18 protein-coding genes are annotated in these 22,585 nt (G+C 65.4%); 4 read left to right on the top strand and 14 right to left on the bottom strand.

Annotation, left to right across the window (positions count from 1 at the left end; translation table 11 throughout):
- The first annotated feature begins 31 nt into the window (after positions 1-31).
- The gene (locus tag J2Y63_RS08180; protein WP_435265653.1) at positions 32-1,135 is read left to right on the top strand and encodes an alkene reductase; all 1,104 of its coding nucleotides are present in this window, start codon (positions 32-34) and stop codon (positions 1,133-1,135) included.
- A complete protein-coding gene (locus J2Y63_RS08185; RefSeq protein WP_435265654.1) occupies positions 1,132-1,470 on the top strand; it encodes a cupin domain-containing protein in 339 nt (112 codons plus the stop codon). The genes J2Y63_RS08180 and J2Y63_RS08185 overlap by 4 nt, the downstream gene beginning before the upstream one ends.
- A 13-nt stretch (positions 1,471-1,483) precedes the next feature.
- On the opposite strand, the gene J2Y63_RS08190 is transcribed toward J2Y63_RS08185, so the two are convergent.
- The 9 genes from J2Y63_RS08190 to J2Y63_RS08230 form a co-directional block, all read right to left on the bottom strand.
- Complete coding sequence (locus tag J2Y63_RS08190; protein WP_435266067.1) at positions 1,484-4,141, bottom strand: nitrate reductase; 2,658 nt, start codon at positions 4,139-4,141, stop codon at positions 1,484-1,486.
- Complete coding sequence (gene nirD / locus J2Y63_RS08195) at positions 4,141-4,476, bottom strand: nitrite reductase small subunit NirD (protein WP_435265655.1); 336 nt, start codon at positions 4,474-4,476, stop codon at positions 4,141-4,143. The genes J2Y63_RS08190 and nirD overlap by 1 nt, the downstream gene beginning before the upstream one ends.
- Before the next feature lie 4 nt (positions 4,477-4,480).
- Complete coding sequence (gene nirB / locus J2Y63_RS08200; RefSeq protein WP_435265656.1) at positions 4,481-6,931, bottom strand: nitrite reductase large subunit NirB; 2,451 nt, start codon at positions 6,929-6,931, stop codon at positions 4,481-4,483.
- Positions 6,932-6,946: 15 nt separating this feature from the next.
- Positions 6,947-8,173, bottom strand: coding sequence for an MFS transporter (locus tag J2Y63_RS08205; RefSeq protein WP_435265657.1), 1,227 nt, complete (start codon positions 8,171-8,173; stop codon positions 6,947-6,949).
- A 311-nt stretch (positions 8,174-8,484) separates the two neighbouring features.
- Positions 8,485-9,696 carry a CmpA/NrtA family ABC transporter substrate-binding protein gene (locus J2Y63_RS08210; RefSeq protein WP_435265658.1) on the bottom strand — a complete coding sequence of 404 codons (1,212 nt, stop codon included), beginning with the start codon at positions 9,694-9,696 and terminating at the stop codon, positions 8,485-8,487.
- On the bottom strand, positions 9,693-10,295 hold the full coding sequence (locus J2Y63_RS08215; RefSeq protein ID WP_256116546.1) for an ANTAR domain-containing response regulator: 603 nt from the start codon (positions 10,293-10,295) through the stop codon (positions 9,693-9,695). The genes J2Y63_RS08210 and J2Y63_RS08215 overlap by 4 nt, the downstream gene beginning before the upstream one ends.
- Positions 10,296-10,360: 65 nt before the next feature.
- The gene (locus tag J2Y63_RS08220) at positions 10,361-10,561 is read right to left on the bottom strand and encodes a hypothetical protein (RefSeq protein ID WP_435265659.1); all 201 of its coding nucleotides are present in this window, start codon (positions 10,559-10,561) and stop codon (positions 10,361-10,363) included.
- Positions 10,562-10,571: 10 nt separating this feature from the next.
- The gene (locus J2Y63_RS08225) at positions 10,572-11,315 is read right to left on the bottom strand and encodes an SDR family oxidoreductase (RefSeq protein WP_435265660.1); all 744 of its coding nucleotides are present in this window, start codon (positions 11,313-11,315) and stop codon (positions 10,572-10,574) included.
- Positions 11,308-12,057, bottom strand: coding sequence for an SDR family NAD(P)-dependent oxidoreductase (locus J2Y63_RS08230; RefSeq protein ID WP_435265661.1), 750 nt, complete (start codon positions 12,055-12,057; stop codon positions 11,308-11,310). Before J2Y63_RS08230 ends, J2Y63_RS08225 begins: the two co-directional genes overlap by 8 nt.
- Before the next feature lie 101 nt (positions 12,058-12,158).
- Between J2Y63_RS08230 and ydiJ the strand changes: the two genes are divergently transcribed.
- Both ydiJ and J2Y63_RS08240 read left to right on the top strand, forming a co-directional pair.
- On the top strand, positions 12,159-15,209 hold the full coding sequence (gene ydiJ / locus J2Y63_RS08235) for a D-2-hydroxyglutarate dehydrogenase YdiJ (RefSeq protein ID WP_435265662.1): 3,051 nt from the start codon (positions 12,159-12,161) through the stop codon (positions 15,207-15,209).
- 32 nt (positions 15,210-15,241) lie between these two features.
- Entirely contained in the window at positions 15,242-15,973 is a 732-nt protein-coding gene (locus tag J2Y63_RS08240) for a FadR/GntR family transcriptional regulator (RefSeq protein ID WP_435265663.1), read from the top strand.
- Positions 15,974-15,979: 6 nt separating this feature from the next.
- Here the strand turns inward: J2Y63_RS08240 and J2Y63_RS08245 are convergent, their stop codons facing one another.
- The 5 genes from J2Y63_RS08245 to J2Y63_RS08265 are packed head-to-tail and all read right to left on the bottom strand — an operon-like array spanning position 15,980 to position 22,574.
- Positions 15,980-17,665, bottom strand: coding sequence for a thiamine pyrophosphate-binding protein (locus J2Y63_RS08245; protein ID WP_435265664.1), 1,686 nt, complete (start codon positions 17,663-17,665; stop codon positions 15,980-15,982).
- A gap of 16 nt (positions 17,666-17,681) precedes the next feature.
- Positions 17,682-18,875, bottom strand: a complete 1,194-nt coding sequence (locus J2Y63_RS08250) for an NAD(P)/FAD-dependent oxidoreductase (RefSeq protein ID WP_435265665.1) — start codon at positions 18,873-18,875, stop codon at positions 17,682-17,684.
- Entirely contained in the window at positions 18,875-19,681 is an 807-nt protein-coding gene (locus J2Y63_RS08255; RefSeq protein WP_435265666.1) for an NAD-dependent epimerase/dehydratase family protein, read from the bottom strand. The genes J2Y63_RS08250 and J2Y63_RS08255 overlap by 1 nt, the downstream gene beginning before the upstream one ends.
- 11 nt (positions 19,682-19,692) lie before the next feature.
- Entirely contained in the window at positions 19,693-20,904 is a 1,212-nt protein-coding gene (locus tag J2Y63_RS08260; RefSeq protein WP_435265667.1) for a pyridoxal phosphate-dependent aminotransferase, read from the bottom strand.
- Positions 20,901-22,574, bottom strand: coding sequence for a hydantoinase B/oxoprolinase family protein (locus J2Y63_RS08265; RefSeq protein ID WP_435265668.1), 1,674 nt, complete (start codon positions 22,572-22,574; stop codon positions 20,901-20,903). The genes J2Y63_RS08260 and J2Y63_RS08265 overlap by 4 nt, the downstream gene beginning before the upstream one ends.
- Between the last annotated feature and the right edge of the window lie 11 nt (positions 22,575-22,585).

Consider the following 22,585-nt stretch of genomic DNA (forward strand, 5'->3'; position numbering starts at 1 on the left):
CTTATCCGCTGCCTAAACATCGAGGACGACCATGACCGCTTCGCTTTTCCAGCCCGTCTCGCTCGGCGCCATCGACCTGCCGCACCGCATCGCCATGGCGCCGATGACCCGCGCGCGCAGCACGCAGCCGGGCAATGTGCCGAACGAGATGATGGCGCGCTACTATGCCCAGCGCGCCTCCGCCGCGCTCATCATCAGCGAGGCCACGCAGATTTCGCCGCAAGGCCAAGGCTATTCCTTCACGCCCGGCATTCATTCCGACGCCCAGGTCGCAGGCTGGCGCGCGGTGACCGATGCGGTGCACGCGGCCGGCGGGCGCATGGTGCTGCAGCTCTGGCATGTCGGCCGCATGAGCCATGCGAGCTTCCATGCCGATGGCCTGCCGGTCGCCCCGTCAGCCATTTCACCCGAGGCCAAGGTCTGGATCGTCGATCCCGCGACGGGCGAAGGCGGCCTTGCCGATTGCCCGGTGCCGCGGGCGCTGACGACGGCGGAAATCGGCGCGGTCGTCGGCGATTTCGCCAAGGCGGCAGCCAATGCGATGAAGGCCGGTTTCGACGGTGTCGAGATCCATGGCGCGAACGGCTACCTGGTCGACCAGTTCCTGCGCCGCTCGGCAAACCAGCGCACGGACGACTACGGCGGCAGGCAGGAGAACCGCATCCGCTTTCTCGCCGAAGTCGCGCAAGCCGTCGCCGCCGAGGCGGGTGCGGCGCGCACCGGCATCCGCCTGTCGCCGTTCATCACCCAGCGCGGCATGGTGGACGACGAGATCGTGCCGACGACGCTGAAGGCGGCGCGCGAACTCGACCGCCTGGGGCTTGCCTATATCCACCTCGCCGAGGCCGACTGGGACGATGCGCCCGTCACCCCGGCCTCCTTCCGCCGCGATCTGCGGGCGGCCTTTTCCGGCAAGATCATCGTCGCCGGCAAATATGATCCGCAGCGCGCGGAGGCGATCCTTTCGGAGGGACTGGCGGATGTCGTCGCCTTTGGACGTCCCTTCATCGCCAATCCCGACCTGCCGCGCCGCTACCGCGAAAACCTGCCGCTCGCCGCCTTCGATGCGACGACGCTGTTCGGCGGCGACAATGACGGCTACGCGACCTACCCGGCCTGGAGCAGCGCCGCATGACGCCGCTCTCCGAGAAGGAACGCGCGGCGGCGCGGGCAAACGACAGGATCGGCACCGTGCTGGTGCTCGATCAGCCCAGCATGCGCATCTGGCACCTGCGGCTCCAGCCGGGCGAAAGCCTGGCGTCGCACCGGCATGACCGGCCGTATTTCTGGACGGTGCTGGGCGACGGCAAGGCGCGCTCCCGCTATGGCGATGGCCGCGTCGTCGACGTGACCTATGCCGCCGGCGACACGCGTTACTTTCCGGACCTGACGCCCGACACCGCCTTCGTGCACGACCTCACCAACACCGGCACCACGGAACTGGTCTTCGTGACGGTGGAGTTCGGCTGAAGCACCTCCGCCCTCATTCCGCGGCGGCGGCGAGGCATCCATCGACGATGTTTTGAATTTCGCCACGGCAGGACCCGCAATTGGTTCCAGCATTGAGCGCCTTGCCCACCGCGTCGACACTGCGGCAGCCGCCGCGCACGGCGGCGACGATCTGGTTGACGCCGACGCCGAAGCAGGCGCAGACGGTGGCGCCGGGGTCCGGCTTGTCGGCGCCCGGCCGGCCGGCGACGAGGGCGAAGCGTTTGCGCAGGTTGGCGTGTTCAGCACCGAGCTGCGCGACCGCCCAGCTCCTCGCGACGGCGACCGGGTCGCGCCCCAGGAAAAAGGCCGCGAGCAGGCGCGGACCGTCGAAGAAGGCGAGCCGGACCTCGCCGGACGGGCGGTCGGTATAACCGAGCGGCTCGATGCCATCGGGAATGGACAGGGTTTTGCGGCACCATTCGCACCAGTCCTCGACAGGCTGTTCGAACGCCAGTTCAAGCCGCCACCCGCCTTCCGCTTTCGCCAGCGCCCAATAGGCCGCGTCGAGGCCGTCCGGCTTTGCCTGCGACACCGCGAAGCCGTAGTGCGCCACCTTGAATTTACGGGCTGCGACAGCGACGTTTTTCGAGGCGGGCTGGCCGGAGATCCTGTCGGTCACGGGCGGCACGACGGCATCGATGCGGCCCGCCGCCGCGAATTGATCGTTCCAGTGCATCGGCACGAAGAGACTGCCGCGCGCCTGTCGATCGGTGATCAGGACGCGCACGACCGCCTTGCCCTGCGGGCTTTCGATTTCGACGAGGCCGGCATTGCCGACCCCGATCTCCATCGCATCACGCGGATGCAGCTCGGCGAAGGGCTCGGCGATATGCGAGGACAGCCGCGCACTTTTCCCCGTGCGGGTCATCGTATGCCACTGGTCGCGAATGCGGCCGGTGTTGAGGGTGAAGGGATAGGCCGCGCTGGTGCGATCCCACGGGGTCGGCTCGACCGCGACGAACCGCGCCTTGCCGTCCGCGTGGTAGAAGCCGCCCTCGGCGAAGAAACGGGTTTCGGCCCTGCCGCCCTCCGCCGGCTGCGGCCATTGGAACGTGGCGAGCGTATCATAAGCCCGCGGGGTGAGCCCGGCATAGGCACCGATGTCGAAATCGCGGCCGCCCTCGTTCTCGAAGGCGGAAAGCGCCGCGTGTTCCTGGAAAACCTCAGCGGGCGTTTCATAATCGAAGGCGGCGGCGAAGCCCATGCGGCGGCCGACTTCGGCAAGCTGCCACCAGTCGGCGCGGGCCTCGCCGGGCGCGTCGAGAAAGCTGCGCTGCCTTGAAATGCGGCGCTCCGAATTTGTGACCGTGCCGCTCTTCTCGCCCCAGCCGAGCGAGGGCAGCAGGATGTGGGCGTGGCAAGCGGTGTCCGTCGTCTTCAGGATGTCGGAAACGACCACGAAGGGACAGGCCTTGATCGCCGCCGCGACGGCATCGGCATCCGGCATGGAGACGACGGGATTGGTCGCCATGATCCACAGCGCCTTGATGCGGCCGTCCGCGACCGCCTGGAAGAGATCGACCGCCTTCAGCCCCGGCTTTTCGGCAATCCGCGGCGATTGCCAGAAGCGTTGCACGCGGTCGCGGTCCTCTGTGCTTTCGATCGCCATATGAGCGGCCAGCATGTTGGCAAGCCCGCCGACCTCGCGGCCCCCCATAGCGTTCGGCTGGCCGGTCAGCGAGAACGGCCCCATGCCCGGCCGGCCGATCCGGCCCGTCGCAAGATGGCAGTTGAGGATGGCGTTGACCTTATCGGTGCCCGACGACGACTGGTTGACCCCCTGGCTGTAGCAGGTCACCACCTTCTCGGTCGCCGTGAAAAGCCGGTAGAATTCGCGCAGCTGCATGGCCGGCAAGCCGGTCTGCTCCAGCACATCGGCGAAGGAGACCGATGACGAGGCCACGAAAGCCTCCGCAAAGCCGCTCGTATGCGCCGCGACATAGTTCTGGTCGATCGCATTGTTCAGGACGAGGTGGGAGAAGAGGCCGACGAACAGCGCGACATCGGTGTCGGGGCGGATCGCCAGATGCAGGTCGGCAAGATCGGCCGTCACCGTGCGGCGCGGGTCGATGACGACGATCTTCATGCCCGGCCGCTTCGCCTTGGCGGCGGCGAGCCGCTGGTAAAGGACCGGATGGCACCAGGCGAGGTTCGAGCCGGTGAGGATGACCAGATCCGCCAGTTCCAGGTCCTCGTAGGTCCCCGGCACCGTATCGGCCCCGAAGGCGCGGCGATGGCCGGCGACGGAGGACGACATGCAGAGCCGCGAATTGGTGTCGATATTGGCCGAGCCGATGAACCCCTTCATCAGCTTGTTGGCGACGTAATAATCCTCGGTCAGGAGCTGGCCGGAGACGTAGAAGGCGACGGAGTCCGGGCCGTGTTCGGCGATGGCCGCGGAAAACGTCCGGGCGACGAGGTCGAGCGCCTCGTCCCAAGCCGCCTGCTTTCCGCCGATTTCCGGATGGAGGAGGCGTCCGTCGAGATCGACCGTCTCGCCGAGCGCCGATCCCTTCGAGCAGAGCCGCCCGTAGTTCGACGGGTGGTCAGGATCGCCCTTGACGGAGACCGTACCGTCGTCCCCAACCTTGGCAATGACGCCGCAGCCGACGCCGCAATAGGGGCAGGTTGTCTTGACCTCCTGTTCCATCATTCCGCCGCCATCATCAGGCTTTCGAGCGCGATGAAAAGGGCGCCGTCCTCGTTGCGCAGCGGCACGGTCTTCACCGCCCCCTGGTCGGCCCCGAGCGCCTTGCCGGTTTCGAGCGAAATCACCCAGTTGTGCAGCGGGCAGGTCACGGCCTTGGCATGCACGATGCCCTGCGACAGCGGCCCGCCCTTGTGCGGGCAATGATCCTCGATGGCGAAGACCTCGTTTTCGACCGTGCGGAAGACGGCGATCCTGCCCTGCGGCGTCTTCACGCAACGCGCGCCGCGCAGCGGAATATCGGCGATGTTGCCGATGGCGATCCAGTTCATGTCCATGGGCTCACTCCGCGGCCTGCGTGTAGCCGATCGTCGCCATCGGCCGGAATTCGTGCTTGTCCTTGCCGGAGACGCGCTCCGACCACGGGTCGACCTGGGCGAAATTCTGGCTGAAGACGAAGCGGTCGTAGAAGGCCTTGCGCTTCGCCTCGTCCCCCATGATCTGGCGGCGGATTTCCTCAAGGCCGACGCGCTTGGCCCATTTGTAGATGCGCTCCAGATAGCGCGCCTGCTCGCGGTACATCTGCGTCAGCGCCACGATATGCTCCAGCGCCTCGTCCTCGGTTTTCACGAGGCCGAGCACCTCCGTGCCCTTGATATCGAGGCCCGCCGCACCGGCGAAATGGATCTCAAAACCGCTGTCGACGCAGATCACGCCGATATCCTTGCAGGTTGCCTCGGCGCAGTTGCGTGGACAGCCGGAGACGGCGAGCTTCAGCTTGGCGGGCGTCCACGAGCCCCACATGAACTTTTCAATGCGGATGCCGAGCCCGGTGGAATCCTGCGTGCCGAAGCGGCACCAGTCGGAACCGACGCAGGTCTTCACCGTGCGCAGGCCCTTGGCATAGGCCTGGCCGGAGATGAAGCCGGCCTTGCCAAGATCGGCCCAGACGGCCGGCAGGTCCTCCTTCTCGATGCCGAGCAGGTCGATACGCTGGCCGCCCGTCACCTTCACCAGCGGGATCTCGAACTTGTCGACGACATCGGCAATCGCCCGCAATTCGCCCGCATTGGTGACGCCGCCCCACATGCGCGGCACGACGGAATAGGTGCCGTCCTTCTGGATATTGGCGTGCACGCGCTCGTTGATGAAACGCGACTGGTAGTCGTCGGCATATTCGTCCGGCCAGTCGCAAACGAGGTAGTAGTTGAGCGCCGGGCGGCACTTGGCGCACCCGCAGGAGGTCTTCCATTCCAGTTCCTGCATGACGGCCGGAATGGTCTTCAACCCCTTTGCTTTGATCAGGCGGCGCACGTCGTCATGGCCGAGATCGGTGCAGCCGCACATCGGCTGAACGGCGGCGGGGTTGTAGCTGTCGCCGAGCGTCAGCGTCATCAGCTGCTCGACGAGGCCGGTGCAGGAGCCGCAGGATGCGGATGCCTTGGTGTGGGCGCGCACGTCGTCCAGCGAGGTCAGGCCCTTGTCGGTGATAGTCGAAACGATCCGGCCCTTGCAGACGCCGTTGCAGCCGCAGATTTCCGCATCATCCGGCAAGGCTGCAACGGCCGCCATAGGGTCCAGCGGAGCGCCCCCCTGATAGGCCTGGCCGAAGATCAGCGTCTCGCGCATCTGCGAAATATCGGTCGCCTTCTTCTTGAGGTCGTTGAACCAGGCGCCATCCGCCGTCTCGCCATAGAGCACCGTGCCGATGATGCGGTTGTCCTTCAGCACCAGCCGCTTGTAGACGCCGGCGGAGGCATCGCGCAGCACGATCTCCTCCCGATCGTCGCCATCGGCGAAATCGCCGAGCGAGAAGAGCTCGATGCCGGTGACCTTCAGTTTGGTCGGCGTATCGGAATGCACGAAGGCGGCGGAACGCTCGCCGGCAAGATGCGAGGCGGCGACACGCGCCATCTCGTAAAGCGGTGCGACGAGGCCGTAGACCATGCCGCCCACTTCCGCACATTCGCCGAGCGCCAGAATGCTGCCGTCCGAGGTCTGCATGCCGTGATCGACGACGATGCCGCGGTTGACGGCGAGGCCCGCCTCCTTGGCGAGGCCGACGCTCGGACGGATGCCGACGGCCATCACGACGAGCGTCGCGGGAATGACGCGGCCATCGTCAAGCTCGATGCCCTCGACCCTGCCGTTTCCGACGATGGCCTTGGTGTTCGCCTTGCAGAGGATCTTGATGCCGCGGCCTTCCAGCTCCTTCTGCAGGAGGTAGCCGGCGGCGGGGTCGAGCTGGCGGTCCATCAGCGTGGGCATGACGTGCAGCACGGTGACATCCATGCCGCGGCCGGCAAGGCCGGCGGCCGCTTCCAGGCCGAGCAGGCCGCCACCGATGACGATGGCCTTTTCGCGCGACTGGGCGGCGAGCAGCATGGCCTGCACGTCGTCGAGGTCGCGATAGGTGATGACGCCGGGCAGGTTGTTGCCCGGCACCGGGATGATGAAGGGCACGGAGCCGGTGGCGATCACCAGCTTGTCGTAGCTTTCGGTGACGCCATGATCGGAGGTGACCGTCCTGGCATCGCGGTCGATGGCGATGATGCGGTGGCCCTTGTAGAGCGTGATGCCGTGTTTGATGTACCAGCCGTCGCCGTGGATGATGATCTGTTCGTAGTCCTTCTCGCCGGAGAGCACCGGCGAGAGCATGATGCGGTCGTAGTTCACCCGCGGCTCGGCGTTGAAGATGGTGACCTCGTACTGGCCGGGCGCCTTTTCCAGCAGGTGCTCCAGCATGCGCCCCGGGGCCATGCCGTTGCCGATGATGACGAGTTTCTCGGTCATGGTGTTTCCTTACAATTACGCGGCAACGGCGGAGACGGAGGGGCGCTCCATCTGGCGGATGGAGAGGTGCATCCAGAGAAGCGAGACGGCTACGACGGCGAAGAGCAGCAGGAAGCAGCTCGACCAGAGGCCCGTAGCATCCTTGAGCAGGCCGAAGGCGATGGGCAGCACGAAGCCGCCGAGCCCGCCGACCATGCCGACAACACCGCCGACCGCGCCGACGCTATCGGGGTAGTAGGCCGGGATGTGCTTGTAGACGGCCGCCTTGCCGAGGCTCATGACGAAGCCGAGCACGAAGACGACGGCGATGAAAATGATGGGCGTGACACCCGTCGGGAGCGACAGGATGAGCGTGGCGACGGCCGAAACACCGAACATCCAGTACATGACGGAACGCGCGCCCTTGCGATCGGACAACACGCCGCCGAATGCCCGAAAAATGCTGCCGGGAATGGAATAGGCGGCCGCGATCATGCCGGCGGTGGCGATATCGAAGCCATAGACGCCGACCAGATAACGCGGCAGCCAGAGCGACAGGGCGACGAAGCCGCCGAAGGCGAAGAAATAGTAGAGCGAGAAGCGCCAGACGCGGGCATTCTTCAAGGGCGCGAATTCCTGCGCGAGGCTACGCTTCGGCGCCTTGCCATCGCGACGATTGCGGAAGGCCGGGTCGTCGCTGGTGGTGAACCAGAAGAGGCAGGCCGTGAGGATGAGTGCTGCGGCCCAGATTTCCGCCACCATCTGCCAGCCGGCGGCGACGAGCACGAGGGGCGCGAGGAATTTCGTCAGCGCCGCGCCGACATTGCCGGCCCCGAAGATGCCGAGCACCGTGCCCTGCTTTTCCGCCGGAAAGAAGGGCGAGACATAGGCGACGCCGACCGCGAAGGACCCGCCTGCCAGCCCCACGCCGAGGCCGGCGAGCAGCATCTGCGGAAAGGTGGTGGCATGGGAGAGCAGCAGCGTCGAAAGTGCCGCCGCCAGCATGGTCAGCGTATAGACGAGCCGGCCGCCGAAACGCGGCGTCCAGACGCCGAGCAGGATGCGCACCAGTGAGCCGGTCAGGATGGGCGTGCCGACGAGCAGGCCGAACTGGGCTTCGGAGAGGCCGAGGTCATCCTTGATGCGGATGCCGATGATCGCGAAGATCGTCCAGACGGCGAAACAGATGGTGAAGGCAAAGGTGGACATCCAGAGCGCGATTGCCGGTTCGCGCGGGGACAGGGACTGCTTGTTCTCAGACATGGCTTCTCCGAGGCCCGACAAGGTCGTGCCGATCCATCATGGGGTTGAAAAACAAAAAGCCGCTGGCCAGGCACGCGCGACCCTCAAGGGTGCGCACAATCCTGATCAGCGGCTTTGCTGGAGGCGCCCGTCGTTGGACGCCGATTTCGTGACCCGAAGGCCCACAAGAAACAAAGCAATCAGTGTGCCAGTTTCTTCAAGCTATTGGTTCTAAAAGCTATTGGGAAATTTGCGATACCACGCCGCAAGACAATGCTTGGCGCATGCGCACGAACGAAGCCACTTTTTGTGCAGTGCGCATGAAATAAGCGCTATCGCATTTGCGCCGCGATATAGGCATCCACGGCATCCGGATCGAAACGCCCGCCATCGAAGAAGCCGTCCGGCCCGAGCGTCAGCGCCCCAGACGAGCCGACCGGCGTCTCTACGGTCAGGGCACCCTCGACCTTGGAGCTGGCGGACGGCATGGCGATGCCGAGCCCCTTCAGCGCGGCGCGATAGAGATCGGGCCGATAGGTTTCCGCGGCAATCTTCTGGCGTTCGGCGGTGTGCGCGACCTGACGCCAGCGCACCATCTGGGTGTAGAACCACAACGCATGGCTTTTCCAGGGGAAGGTCGCGGCCTTGGCATTAGGGACGAAAAAGTCCCTGACGCTTTCCACCGCACCGCCGCCGACCGGAAGCTCCCCACTCAGCGCCGGCAGCAGCAGCGCGGCATCCCGCCCGACATAGACGGGTCTTGCCAGAAGCTGCGCCAGTTCCGTGCGGTTTTCCGGCCGGGCGCACCATAGCGACGCTTCGTAGAGCGCCACAAGCAGGGCCGCCAAAGCCTCTGGGTGTGTTTCGCCCCAGCGGGCATTGACGCCCAGCACCTTTTCCGGGCTCGACCGCCAGATCGCGGCCTTGACGGTGGCGAGATGCCCGCCGCGTTTCACGACACCAAACGTGTTCCAGGGCTCGCCGGCGCAATAGCCGTCGATGGTGCCTTCGGCGAGCGCATCGCCCATGTCCGGCGGCGGCAGCACGACGATCTCGATGTCGCGATCCGGATCGATGCCGCTGGCCGCCAGCCAGTAACGCAACTCGTAATTATGCCCCGAATAGGGATGCACGACACCGAAGCGCAGCGGCTCGCCCTTCCGCCCGTCGATGACCTTGCGGAGCGCCGCGCCATTGGTGCGCGCGTCGAGATCGGCCGTCGCCCCTTCCCACGCCATAGCCCGCCACAGCGCCGCCGAAACGGTGACGGCATTGCCGCCGAGACCCAGCGCCATCGGCACGATCATCTCAGGCGCCGGCGCGCTGAGGCCAAGATTGCAGGCGATCGGCATGGGGCCGAGGATATGCGCGACATCGAACTGGCGAACGGCAAGGCGGTCGCGAATGCTGGCCCAGGACCGCTCGCGCACAAGGGTAAGGTCGATCGACTGCGCTTCGGCAAAACCCTTTTCCCGGGCGACGACGAGGAGCGCGCTATCGAGGAGCGGCACGAAACCGGCGGTGATGGCGTGGCGCATCGTCATTCCTTGGCTCCCGGATCGAGCAGGCTGGCCGCCGTGATGAGGCTTTGGGCGATCTCGACGATCTTGCGGTTCTGGTTCATCGCCGTGCGGCGCAGCAGCGCATAGGCTTCCTCTTCCGAAAGCCCGCGCGAGCGCATCAAAAGCCCCTTGGCGCGGTCGATCGCCTTGCGGTTCTCGAGTTCGCCGCGCGTCTCCTCCAGCTCCCGGCTGAGGCGGGAAAAGGCGTTGAAGCGGCTGATCGCCATTTTCAGGATCGGCCGCACGCGCTCCTGCTTCAGCCCGTCGACGATATAGGCGGAGACACCCGCCTCCACCGCGGCCTCGATGGAGGCCTCGTCCGACTTGTCGACGAACATGGCGATGGGACGTTTCACCGCGCGGGAAAGCTGGAAGATGCTCTCCAGCATGTCGCGGTTGGGGTTTTCGAGATCGATGACGATCACGTCCGGGTTGAGATCGGCGATGCGCCGGGCGAGCCCGTGCATCACGTCGATGACGGTGACCTGGTCATAGCCCGAATCGCGCAGGCCCTCCTCGATGATGGCGGCGCGAATCCGGTTCTCGTCGATGACCAGTACGTTCAGTCCGCTTGCTTTCATGCCGCCACCGCATTGAGGTCGCATGCCAGATGCGCCATGCCGGCGACGAAATCAAGCCGGGCGGTTCAATCCTCTGGAATGGAATGAAAGCCCGCCGGCAGGGCAAAGCCCATATCCGACGATGGATCCGAGACGGTGGGCACGGGCGTTCGCGGGATCATGGCATGGGCGGCGAGCACGGAGCGGATCGCGACGGGGCGATAATGCCGGACGAGATCGGGCGCCTTCTCCGCCTTTTCTTTTTCCTTGTCGGCATCCCCCGCCATCGTGTTTCTCCTACGGTGCCTCGAACTTCACCATCGTCCCGCCGCCGGTCGCCTGGTCGGTCGGGAAAACCTCGACGCGTGCGACGTCGACATGGACCGGCAGCGCGATCACGTCGTTGACGACCTGCGCGATGTTTTCCGGCTGGATCGGCCGATAGCCGTCATAAAGCACGGCGGCAGCCTGGTTGTCGGGGATGGAGGTGCGGTAGAGCGCCGTCTGGACGCGGCCCGGCACGATCTCGCTGACCCGCACCGAGGTGCCGAGCAGATCGCAGCGCAGGTTATCGCAAAACAGGCTGAGGCCGGCCTTCGATGGACCATAGGCGCCCATGCCCGGATAGGGCGCCTGCCCGCCGCTGGAGCCGATATAGATGAGATGGCCGCGCTCGCGGGCGACCATGCCGGGCAGGCAGGCACGCGTCAGATGCATCGGCGCCTTGAGGTTGACGTCGATCATCGCGTCGATTTCGGCGGGATCGATGTCCTGGAAGGCCGCCCGGGTCGACAGGATGCCGGCATTGTTGACGAGGATATCGACCTCGACGCCGGCCAGCGCGTCCGCGATGCGCGCCGTGTCGCGCACATCCGCCACCACGGGCACGGCGCCGCAGCTTTCGGCGAGTTCGGCCAGCACCGCCTCGTTGCGCCCGACGGCATGGACCGTCAGCCCGCGCCGGCGCAGTATCGGCACGATCGCCTTGCCGATGCCGCTGGTCGCGCCCGTGACGACGGCGACGCGATAGGCGTCAGACATAGATATAACCTCCGCTGATCACGACATTCTCGCCGGTCGCATAGGTGTTGCGGCTGGAGGCCATCATGACGATCCATTCGGCCATTTCAACCGGTTCTGCCGCGCGGCCGAGCGCGCTGGCTTTCGCAAGTTCCGGCAGGAAGCCGAGTTCCTTGGCGCGGTCCGTGGCAAAGCCGGCGGGCGCCACGGAATTCACCAGGATCTGGTCCTTGGCGCATTCCTGCGCGAAGGATTTCGTCAGGCTGACGACGGCGGCCTTGGTGGCGGCGTAATGCGCGTTCTGCGGATGGGCCTTGAAGGCATCGACCGAGGTGATGTTAACGATGCGGCCGGTCACCTCCGGCGGGTTCACGAACTGGCGCATGTGCCGCACTGCGGCGACCATCATGTGATAGGTGCCCTTGACGTTGATGGCGTTTTCCAGGTCCCAGTCCTCGTCGGTAATGTCGAGAATGGCCTTTCGCGGATAGATCGCGGCGCTGTTGACGAGGGCGTGCACGCGGCCGAGCTTGCCGGCAACCGCAGCGAAGCCCGCATGCGCCGTCTCCGCGCGGGAAATGTCCGCCACCGCCGTCGCCACCTCGACGCCGAGGGCTTCCAGTTCCGCCGCCGAAGTGGCGAGCAGCGCCTCGTTGCGGTCGATCAGGCCGATCTTTTGCGCGCCATGCGCGATCATCAGCTTCGCCGTCGTGAGACCGAGGCCCGAAGCGCCGCCGACGATGACAACAGACTGGTTCTTCACGTTTCACTCCTCGCGATTTTCAAGTTGCGTGGCCATATTGGTATGTTATCACTTATATGCTAACTTTTACGAAGTGCAAGCCGCTTCCGGAACCCTTGCCCATGATTCCCCGCCTCGATGCCGACCGGCGCATCGCATCGCCAAGCGACAATTTCCTCCGTCATCTCGCGGCCCAAGGCTTCCAGGGCGATATCGGCGCGCGGGCTGCGGACCGGCTCGTGTTTTCCACGGACAACTCCATTTACCAGGTGGAACCGGCCGGCATCGTGTTTCCCAAAAACATCGGCGATCTCAAGCGCATTGCCAAGGCCCTCGCCCGCCCGGAGTTTTCCGGCGTCACGATTGCACCTCGCGGCGGTGGCACGGGCACGAATGGCCAGTCGCTGAGCGAAGGCATCGTCGTCGACTGCTCGCGCCACATGAACAGGATTCTGGAGATCGACCCGGTTCGCCGCATCGCCCGTGTGGAGGCCGGCGTCGTCAAGGACCAGTTGAACAAGGCGCTGGCGCCGCACGGCCTGTTCTTCGCGCCGGAATTGTCCACGTCCAACCGCGCGACGATCGGCGGCATGGTCTCGACCGACGCCTGCGGACAGGGCTCCTGCCTCTACGGCAAGACCAGCAACCATGTGCTCGGCCTTCGCGTGGTGCTGGCGGATGGCAGCGATTTCCTTTCCCGCCCGGTGAGCGAGGAGGAATTGCGGGCGCTTCAGACGCGGCAGAACCGCATCGGCCATATCCATCGCACGCTGGCCCGCATCGCCCGTGACGACAAGGCGCTGATCGACAAGATCTTTCCGAAACTCAACCGCTTCATGACGGGCTACGACCTCGCCCATCTCCAGCGCGAAGACGGCCGTTTCGACCTCAACGCGGTGCTCTGCGGCTCGGAAGGCACGCTCGCGATGATCGCGGAGGCGGAGCTCAACCTACTTCCCATTCCCGCCTGCGCGGCGCTCATCAACATCCGCTACGACGATTTCAACGCCGCCCTCGAAGACGCCCGCACCCTCGTCGCGCTCGATGTTGCTTCGGTCGAGACCATCGACGAGACGGTGCTGCGGCTCGCCAGAGGCGATATCGTCTGGCCGCGCATCGCCGCCTTCTTCCCGGGCGATGCGGACGGCATCAACATCGCCGAAGTGCTGGCCGATACGCCGGAAGAGCTTTCCGAAAAGCTTGCGGCCGTCGCCGCCGCGCTTGCAAAAACCTCCTTTGCCGGCCGCAAGGGTTACACGATCACCACGAAAAAGGCCGATATCGAGGCCATCTGGGCGATGCGCAAGCGGGCGGTCGGGCTGCTCGGCAATGTAGAGGGGCCGACGCGGCCCGTGCCCTTCGTCGAGGACACCGCCGTGCCGCCGGAACATCTCGCCGCTTACATCCGGGAGTTTCGCGCACTGCTGGATGCCGAGGGGCTTACCTACGGCATGTTCGGCCATGTGGATGCGGGGGTCTTGCATGTGCGCCCGGCGCTCGATCTCACCCGGGCCGATCATGCAGCGCTCGTCCGGCGCATCAGCGATGCCGTTGTGGCACTCACGCAAAAATATGGCGGCGTGCTGTGGGGCGAACATGGCAAGGGCGTTCGCTCGGAATATGTGCCGGCCTTCTTCGGGCCGCTCTATCCGCGCCTGCAGGAGATCAAGCAGGCCTTCGACCCTCTCAACCAGCTGAACCCCGGCAAGATCGTCGCGCCTGCGGGCAGCAGCCTGCCGAAGATCGACGCCGTTCCCCTGCGCGGAACGCTCGACCGCGCCATCGGCAACGACATCCGCGCCGCGTTCGACAATGCCGCCTATTGCAACGGCAACGGCGCCTGTTTCGATTTCGATGCGGACAGCCTGATGTGTCCCTCCTACAAGGCGACACGCGACCGGCGTTTTTCGCCGAAAGGGCGCGCCTCGCTGATGCGCGAATGGCTGCGGCGGCTTTCCGAAAAAGGCATCGATCCACGCCGCGAGGCCGAACGGCAGCGCCGCACGAGCGTCATCCTGCGGCTTGCGCGACGGGCCTGGAACAGCCTCAACCCCGCCAACCGCGATGACTTCTCCCACGAGGTGCGCGCGGCAATGGACACCTGCCTCGCCTGCAAGGCCTGCGCCGGGCAATGTCCGGTGAAAGTCAGCGTGCCGGCCTTCCGCGCCAAATTTCTCGAGCTCTATTACGGGCGTTATCTGCGGCCGGTGAACGACCCGATCGTCGCGACCATCGAGACGATGCTGCCGCTGCTGGCGCGGGCACGACCGCTCTACAATCTCGCCGTCGGCTCGTCCCTCGGCAAGGCGCTGCTGCGGCGCGCAGGCCTGACCGCGCTTCCGACCCTCCCCGCGCGTTCGCCGCGCCGGGAACTCGGCCGCGTGCCGACCGCCACAGCGCAGGCGCTCGCACGGCTCGACTCCGCGGAACGCGCCGACGCGGTCATCTTCGTGCCGGACGCGTTCACCGAACATTTCGACCCGCAGGTGCTGCTGGACGCCGTGGCGGTCGCACGGCGCCTCGGGATACACCCGTTCCTCGCCCCGCCGCTGCTGAACGGCAAAGCGTTGCATGTGCACGGTTATCTCGGCGCCTTCCACAGGACGGCGCCGCGCACCGCGCGGCAGCTCGACCGGCTGGCCGAAACGGGCATCCCGCTTGTCGGCCTGGACCCGTCGATGACGCTCGCCTTTCGCAGCGAATATGCCGGCGCGGCCGCCATGCGAGCGTGTGTGCTTCTTCCGCAGGAATGGCTCGCGACGCTCATCGACCGCCTGCCCACCCTCGCCGGCAAATGGCCGCGCCATCGTCTCATGGCGCATTGCACCGAGCGCAGCACCGCACCCGCCGCCGTCGGCCAATGGATCGCCGTCTTCGCAAAACTCGGCATCGACGTGGTCGCCGCCGAAACCGGCTGCTGCGGCATGGCCGGCACCTTTGGCCATGAGGTGCGCAACCGGGAGATTTCCGAAAGGCTCTATGCCATGAGCTGGCAGCCGGCACTTGCTTCGGCCGGGGCGGATGACGTGGTGATGGCGACCGGCTATTCCTGCCGCTCGCAGGCAAAGCTGATGGACGGGCGGCAGATCCCGCATCCCCTGCAAATCCTTCGCGCAAGACTTGAAGACGACGCGGCGCTTCCCCTCAAGGACGGCGCCATGTATGATATGTGATAAATGTAAACTTCAACAAAGGCGGGATCGCCATGTCGATCATCACGCAGCGCGGCAATCTCGCGGAAATCGTCGTCGCCAAACTGGCCGAGCGCATGGACTCCGGACTTTATGCGCCCGGCGAGAAGATTCCGTCAAGCGCGCAGTTGTGCGAGGAGTTCGGCGTCTCGCGCACCGTCATCCGCGAGGCGCTGACCTCGCTCAAGGTGGCAGGCCGCGTCATGGCCCGCCAGGGTGCGGGCGTCTATGTCACCGAGAAAGACGCCAAGACGCTGAACTTCGAAATCAGCCGCATCGACGATATCCGCTCGGCAATGCAGATCCTCGAATTGCGGCTTGGCGTGGAAATGCAGTCCGTGGCGCTCGCCGCCCAGCGCCGCACGCCCGAAGCGCTCGCCGAAATCGCCCGCGCCTTCGACTATATCGAGAACCTCGACACGAGCGATGCGGAAATCGAGGCACGCGCGGATTTCGAGTTTCACCTCGCCATCGCCAAGGCGACGCGCAACCCGCACTTTCCGCGCTTCCTCGTCGCGGTGATGGGCGAGATCAATTTCGACCTCGTGCTGAAACACCGCCAGTCCGGCCGCTCCTACAATGCCTATCTGAAGAAGATCAACAAGGAGCACGCCGCCATCCTTGCAGCGATCACCCAGGGCGATCCGAAGGCGGCCAAGCAGGCGCTGGCCGCGCATCTGGAGGAAAGCCTCAGCCGCTACCGGCTGATGCTCGACGAGCCGGCCGGCAGCGAAGCGTACGACTGAGCGCCGTCACCGGCCCGCCGCAAGCGCCTGCTCGCGGATCTGCGACAGGCTCATCTTCGGCGTCAGCGCCTCCGGATCGATGCGGATTTCGATCAGCGCCGGCTTGCCGGATGCCTCCGAGCGCCGGAAGGCATCGGCGAACTCTTCCGTGCTCTCCACCGTCTCGCCGTGCAGGCCGTAGGACCGGGCGAGATCGGCGAAATGCGGATTGGTGAGCCGCGTGCCGGAAACCCGGCCCGGATAGTTTCGTTCCTGATGCATGCGGATCGTGCCGTACATGCCGTTGTTGATGACGAGGAAGATGACACGGGCGTCATATTGCATGGCCGTCGCCAGTTCCTGCCCGTTCATCAGGAAGCAGCCATCGCCGGCGAAGGCCACGACCGCGCGCTCCGGCGCGGTGATTTTTGCCGCGATCGCCGCCGGCACGCCGTAGCCCATCGAGCCATTGGTCGGCCCAAGCTGGGAGCGGAAGGTGCGGTACTGGTAGAAGCGGTGCGCCCAGGCGGAATAGTTGCCCGCCCCCGTCGTCAGGATCGCATCGGCCGGCAGATGGCCGCGCAGCCATTCCATCACCGCGCCCATCTGCACTACGCCGGGAACCTGCGGGTATTCGATGTTTGCAAGATAATCGGCATGCGCCGCCTTCGTCCAATCGGCCCAACTCGGTGCAAGGGCGAGCTTCAACTTCGCGGCTTGCGACAGAAAGCCGGCGACGCTCGCATTGATCGGCAACGTCGCGTAATAGACGCGGCCAAGCTCTTCCGCACCAGGATGGATGTGCACCAGCGTCTGCTTCGGCACCGGAATATCGATCAGCGTGTAAGACCCCGTGGTCATCTCGCCGAGGCGGGCACCGATGGAAATCAGCAGGTCGCAATCCTTGACGTGCTGGATCAGCTTCGGCCCGGCGGCGAGGCCGAGGTCGCCCGCGTAGTTCGGGTGCGCGTTGTCGAACAGGTCCTGGCAGCGGAACGAGGCGGCGACCGGAAGTGAAAAGGCTTCCGAAAAGGCCTTGAGGTCGGCAACGGCCTGCTGCGTCCAGCCGCCCCCACCGGCGACGACCATCGGACGCTCGGCCTTCGCCAGCAACGCGGTCATCTCGTCGAGCTGCGGCTGGCCGGCATAGGCCTCGACGCGCTTGAAGGCCGGCGTATCGGCAACCGTCACAAGATCCGTCAGCATGTCCTCCGGCAGCGCCACCACCACCGGCCCCGGCCGGCCGTTGACGGCGCGGTGGAAGGCCTGGCTGATCAGCTCAGGAATGCGCGCCGCATCCTCGATCTCCACCACCCATTTCGCCATCTGGCCGAACATGCGGCGATAGTCGATCTCCTGGAAGGCCTCGCGTTCCATCTGGTCGCGCGCCACTTGGCCGATGAACAGGATCATCGGCGTCGAATCCTGGAAAGCCGTGTGCACGCCGACCGAGGCATTGGTGGCGCCCGGCCCGCGGGTGACGAAGCAGATGCCGGGCTTGCCCGTCAGCTTGCCATAGGCCTCCGCCATATAGGCCGCCCCGCCCTCCTGTCGGCAGATGACGAATTCGATCGCCTTTTCCGCATCATGGAAGGCATCCAGCACCGCCAGATAGCTCTCGCCCGGCACGCCGAACACCCGCTCGACGCCATGGATTCTCAAGGCGTCGACCAGCACCTGGCCGCCGCTGCGGGCCTTGTTCTCGGTTTTCATGTCTGTCTCCCGGCCGTCAGATCACGGCGTCTTCAAGGAAGGGGCGGTTCGCGGCCACGCGCGCGTAGCCGAAGGGCGAAAGGTCGAGCGTGCGGAAGCCGCCATAGGTGATCAGTTCGGAAAGCCCCCGCCCCATGGCCGGCGACTGTTGCAGTCCATGGCCGGAAAAACCGTTGGCGAAGAGGAAGTTCTTCACCTCGCCATGCGGGCCGAGGATGACATTGTGATCGAGCGTGCAATAATCGTAATGCCCCGCCCAACTGTTCACGACCTTGATCGCCTCGAAGGCCGGCACGCGATGGGCGAGCGTCTCCCAGATCTCATCCTCGAATTCGTGGTGCATCACCTCGAAATCGTTCGGATCGACCTCCGGATCGTGTTTCGGATAGGTGCCCATCAGGTAGAATTTCCCCTCCGGGCGGAAGAACACGCCGGTCGGGTCGATGGTGAGGCCGACCGGGCCTTCGAGCGGCGTGCGGCAATCCACGACGAACAGCGACCGCCGGCGTGGCTCGACCGGGATATCGAGACCGGCCATGCGGGCCATCTTCTTGCCGTTGGTGCCGGAAGTGTTGACCATCGTACCGCAGGAAATCGTCTGCCCGCCCTTCGTCGTCACCGAGACCACGCGATCGCCCTCGCGGTTCACCGCGACAACTTCGTCCTCGATATATTCGACGCCGAGCGACCGGGCCTTCTTGCGGAAGCCCTGGAGGAGACCGACGCTGTCGAACCAGCCCTCGCCGCGCTCGCCTGTGCTGCCCAGCGTCAGCCCCTCGACATTCAGCCATGGAAACCGCCGGCCGAGCCCCTCGGGATCGAGCAGCGAAACCTCGGCGCCGCAGGCGACCTGCGTTTCATGGTTGCGGCGCAGCACCTCGCTGCCGCGCTCGTCGCCGGCGAGGAAGAGATAGCCGTTCTCGTGAAAGCCGATTTCCGGCGTGTCGTCGTCGACCGCGACGTTCTCCTTGAAATTGCGGATGAATTCCGTGCCGAACTGCGAGACCTTGACGTTGATCGCATTGGAAAACTGGTGGCGGATGGAGCTGGAGGAGAGTGCCGTGCCCGAGCGCTGGTAGGTCCAGTCCTTCTCGATCACCAGCACGGAGCCGGTGAAATCGGGATTGGTGGCGAGGAAATAGGCCGCCGCGCTGCCAACCACGGCACCGCCGACGATCACGACGTCATAGGATGTCTTCGAAGCCTGCATCACTCGTCCTCGAAATGACCGGCGGCCGTGAAACTGCCGCCCTGATAGCGCACGGCCGGGTCGTTCGGGTCGCCCTGCTCGGTCTTGGCGAAAACCTTGTCGGCATAGTCGTCGGCGCTGTCTTGCGGCTTGTAGCCGAGCACGGCGGCGGTGCGGTTGTCCCAGAAGGCCTGCGAATTGTTCGACATGCCATAGGCGACCATGAAGCCGACACGCGGCGCCGACAGGCTCTTTTCGACCAACTGGCGGCAGTCGCGATAGGACAGCCAGGTGATGAGATGGCGCCGGTCGGTCGGCTCCGGAAAGCAGGAGCCGATGCGGAGCGAGACCGTCTCGATGCCGAACTTGTCGAAATAGTAGCGGCCGAGGTTTTCCACGAAGGTTTTCGAGACGCCGTAGAGGCTATCCGGCCGCGTCGGCACGCTGCCGTCGATCGTCTCCGTTCGCTCGTAATAGCCGATGGCGTGCACGGAGCTGGCATAGACGATGCGCTTGACGCCGTGGCGGCGCGCGGCCTCGTAGATGTGGTAACCGCCGGAAATGTTGGAATCGAGGATGGTCTTCCATGCGCCTTCGAGCGGCTGCCCGCCGAGATGCACGATGGCGTCGCAGCCCTTCACCGCTTCCGAAACCGCATCGAAATCGGCGAGTTCGAGCGGGAAATCCTCCTCATGCGAGGCGACGTTTTCGCAAGGTTTGCGATCGGAAAGCCGGACGATCCTGCCGAGCCGCGTGCCGGACTGGCGAAGCGCCGTACCGACGCTGCCTGCCGCCCCTGTCAATAAAACTCTCTGGAAATGGGACATGGGGTTCCTCGTTAGCGAAGCCGGGCCAAGGCATCGGCGATGCGCGCGATGGCCAGCGTGAGATTGTCGCGCGATGTGGCGAAGGACAGGCGGATATAGGGCTCGACGCCGAAGGCGGCCCCCGGGACGGTCGCGACCTTGCCTTCCGTCAGCAGGTAGGCGGCAAGCGCCGTGTCGTTTTCGATCACGGTGCCATCCGGCGCGGTCTTGCCGATATGGGCGGCGCATTTCGGGAAGAGGTAGAAGGCACCTTCCGGCGCACGCACCTCAAGCCCCGGAATGGCGCGGAAGCCGCGTGTCACCAGCTCGCCGCGCGCCTTGTATTCGGCAACCGCGGTCGTCACGAAATCCTGCGGGCCGTTCAACGCCGCGGCGGCGGCGACCTGGGTGATCGACGACGGGCAGGTCGTGCTCTGCGACTGCATCTTGTTCAGCACCTTCGTCAGCGCCTTCGGCCCCGCCGCATAACCCAGCCGCCAGCCGGTCATGGCATAGGCCTTGGAGACGCCGTTGATGAGCAGCGTGCGGTCGCGCAAATCCGGGCAGGCATTGGCGAAGGAGGTAAAGGGCACGTCGGCGCAGACGATGTGTTCGTAGATCTCGTCCGACATGATGGCGACGCGGGGGTGGCGGGCCAGAACCGCGCCCAGCGCCTTCAACTCGTCGGCGGTGTAGATCGCGCCCGTCGGGTTGGAGGGCGAATTGAACAGGAACCAGCGCGTCTTCGGCGTGATCGCCGCTTCCAGCCGTTCGGGCGTGATCTTGAAGGCCTGCTCGACACCGCAAGGTACGATGACAGGCACGCCGCCATGCAGGATGACGATGTCGGTGTAGGACACCCAGTAGGGTGCCGGTACGACCACCTCGTCGCCGGGTTCCAGCGTGCCGAGGAAGGCGTTGAACAGGATCTGCTTGGCGCCGTTGCCGATGGAAATCTCGTCCATGGCATAGTCGAGACCGTTCTCCCGCTTGAATTTGCGGACGATCGCCTCACGCAGCTCCGGCAGGCCATCGGGCGCGGTGTAGCGGGTGATGCCGCGCTTCATCGCGTCCACGGCGGCATCCACGATATGGGCGGGCGTGTCGAAATCCGGCTCGCCGAGCGAGAGGTCGATCACCTGCTCACCCTTCGCCCGCATCGCCTTCGCCGCCATGGAAACGGCCATCGAGGGCGAGGATTTTATGGTGGATGCCCGAAGGCTTTCAAACGCGATCATGTTCATGCCTTGCCTCCCGCCTTGCCATAAAGCGCGGCCTGCTCCTCTGTGATGTAACCATGCCTGACGTCATGGGCGACGGCTTCCGCAGGGCGACCGGCCGGATCGCCGTAACCGCCGCCGCCCGGCAGCGAGAGCACGAGACGCCGGCCTTCCGGCACGAATTGCAGGCCCTTGCCCTTCAGCGCCGTGCCGTCATCGAGCGCCACGCCGCCGGGCGCGCCGTCGAGGCCACCGTCGCGACCGCGGGCCGGATGGTTGAGGCGGTCGAACATGGCGGAGAAGCGGAACGAAAACCCTTCGGCCGCTTCGATCTCGATCATCTGGCCGAGGCCGCCGCGCTGGGCACCCGCCCCGCCGGAGCCTTCGCGCAGTTCCTTGCGCCAGACGATGACCGGGCCGACATTCTCCGTCGCCTCGATCGGCATGGTGTGCACGCCGCTCGGGAAGGCCGTCGCATTGAGGCCGTCGAGCGAGGCACGCGCGCCGGAGCCGCCGGAATTGAACATCAGGATCTCCGCACCCTTGCCGCCGATCTGGTCGGAAAGGGGGCGCACGCTCATATGCAGGTTCCAGAGCGCGCTGGCACCCTCCGCCGGCGCCTGGCCGGGCAGCGCCTGGTGCAGCGCGCCGAGCACGAGGTCCGGCACGAAATGGCCGAGCACATGGCGCACGGCAACGGGTGCCGGCCGCTTGGCGTTGAGGATGCAGCCTTCGGGCGCCGCAACGTCGAAGGGCGCGAGCGAGGCGGCATTGTTGGGAATTTCCGGCGCGACCACGCATTTGATTCCGTAGCAGGCATAGGCCTTGGCATAGACCAGCGGCACGTTGATGCCGAACTTGCTCATGCCCGACGTGCCGTCGAAATCGACCAGCACGCCCTCCGGGCCGATGGTGAGTTTTGCCGCGAGATGCACCGGCTCGTCATAGCCGTCGAGATCGAGGCTGTAGGACCAGCTTCCGTGCGGCAGGTTTCTCAGCCGCTCCAGCGTTGCTTCACGGCTGTGCTTCAGGATGAAGCCGCCGATCATCGACAGATCTTCCAGGTTGAATTCCGTCAGCATGTCGATGAGGCGACGGTGGCCGGTCTCGTTGCAGGCGGCAAGCGCATGGAAATCGCCGACCACCTTGTCGCTCTCGCGCACATTGTTGCGCACGATATGGATGAGGGAGCGGTTCAGTTCGCCGCGCTCGAAGAACTTCATGATCGGGATGAAGAGGCCCTCTTCATAGACCTCGCGCGCATCCGGCCCGAAGCCGCGCCCGCCGATATCGACCACATGCGCGGTGGAGGCGAAATAGCCGACCAGCTTGCCATGGTGGAAGGAGGGCGTGACGACGGTGATGTCGTGCAGATGGCCGGTGCCCTTCCACGGATCGTTGGTGATGTAGACATCGCCCTCGAAAATATTCTCCGGACCGATATCGCGGATGAAATGGGCGACGGATTCGGCCATGGCGTTGACATGGCCGGGCGTGCCGGTGACGGCCTGCGCCAGCATGCGGCCTTCGAGGTCGAAGACCCCGGCAGAGAGGTCGCCCGCCTCGCGCACGGAGGTGGAAAAGGCGGTGCGGATCAGCGTCTGGGCCTGTTCTTCCACGACGGAGATCAGGCGGTTCCACATGACCTGCATATGGATATCGATCAGAGATCGATTTTCGGGGGACTGGTTCATCGGTTCGTTCC

It is taken from the genome of Shinella sp. BE166 (assembly GCF_051201095.1).
GTDB classification, from domain to species: Bacteria; Pseudomonadota; Alphaproteobacteria; order Rhizobiales; family Rhizobiaceae; genus Shinella; species Shinella lacus.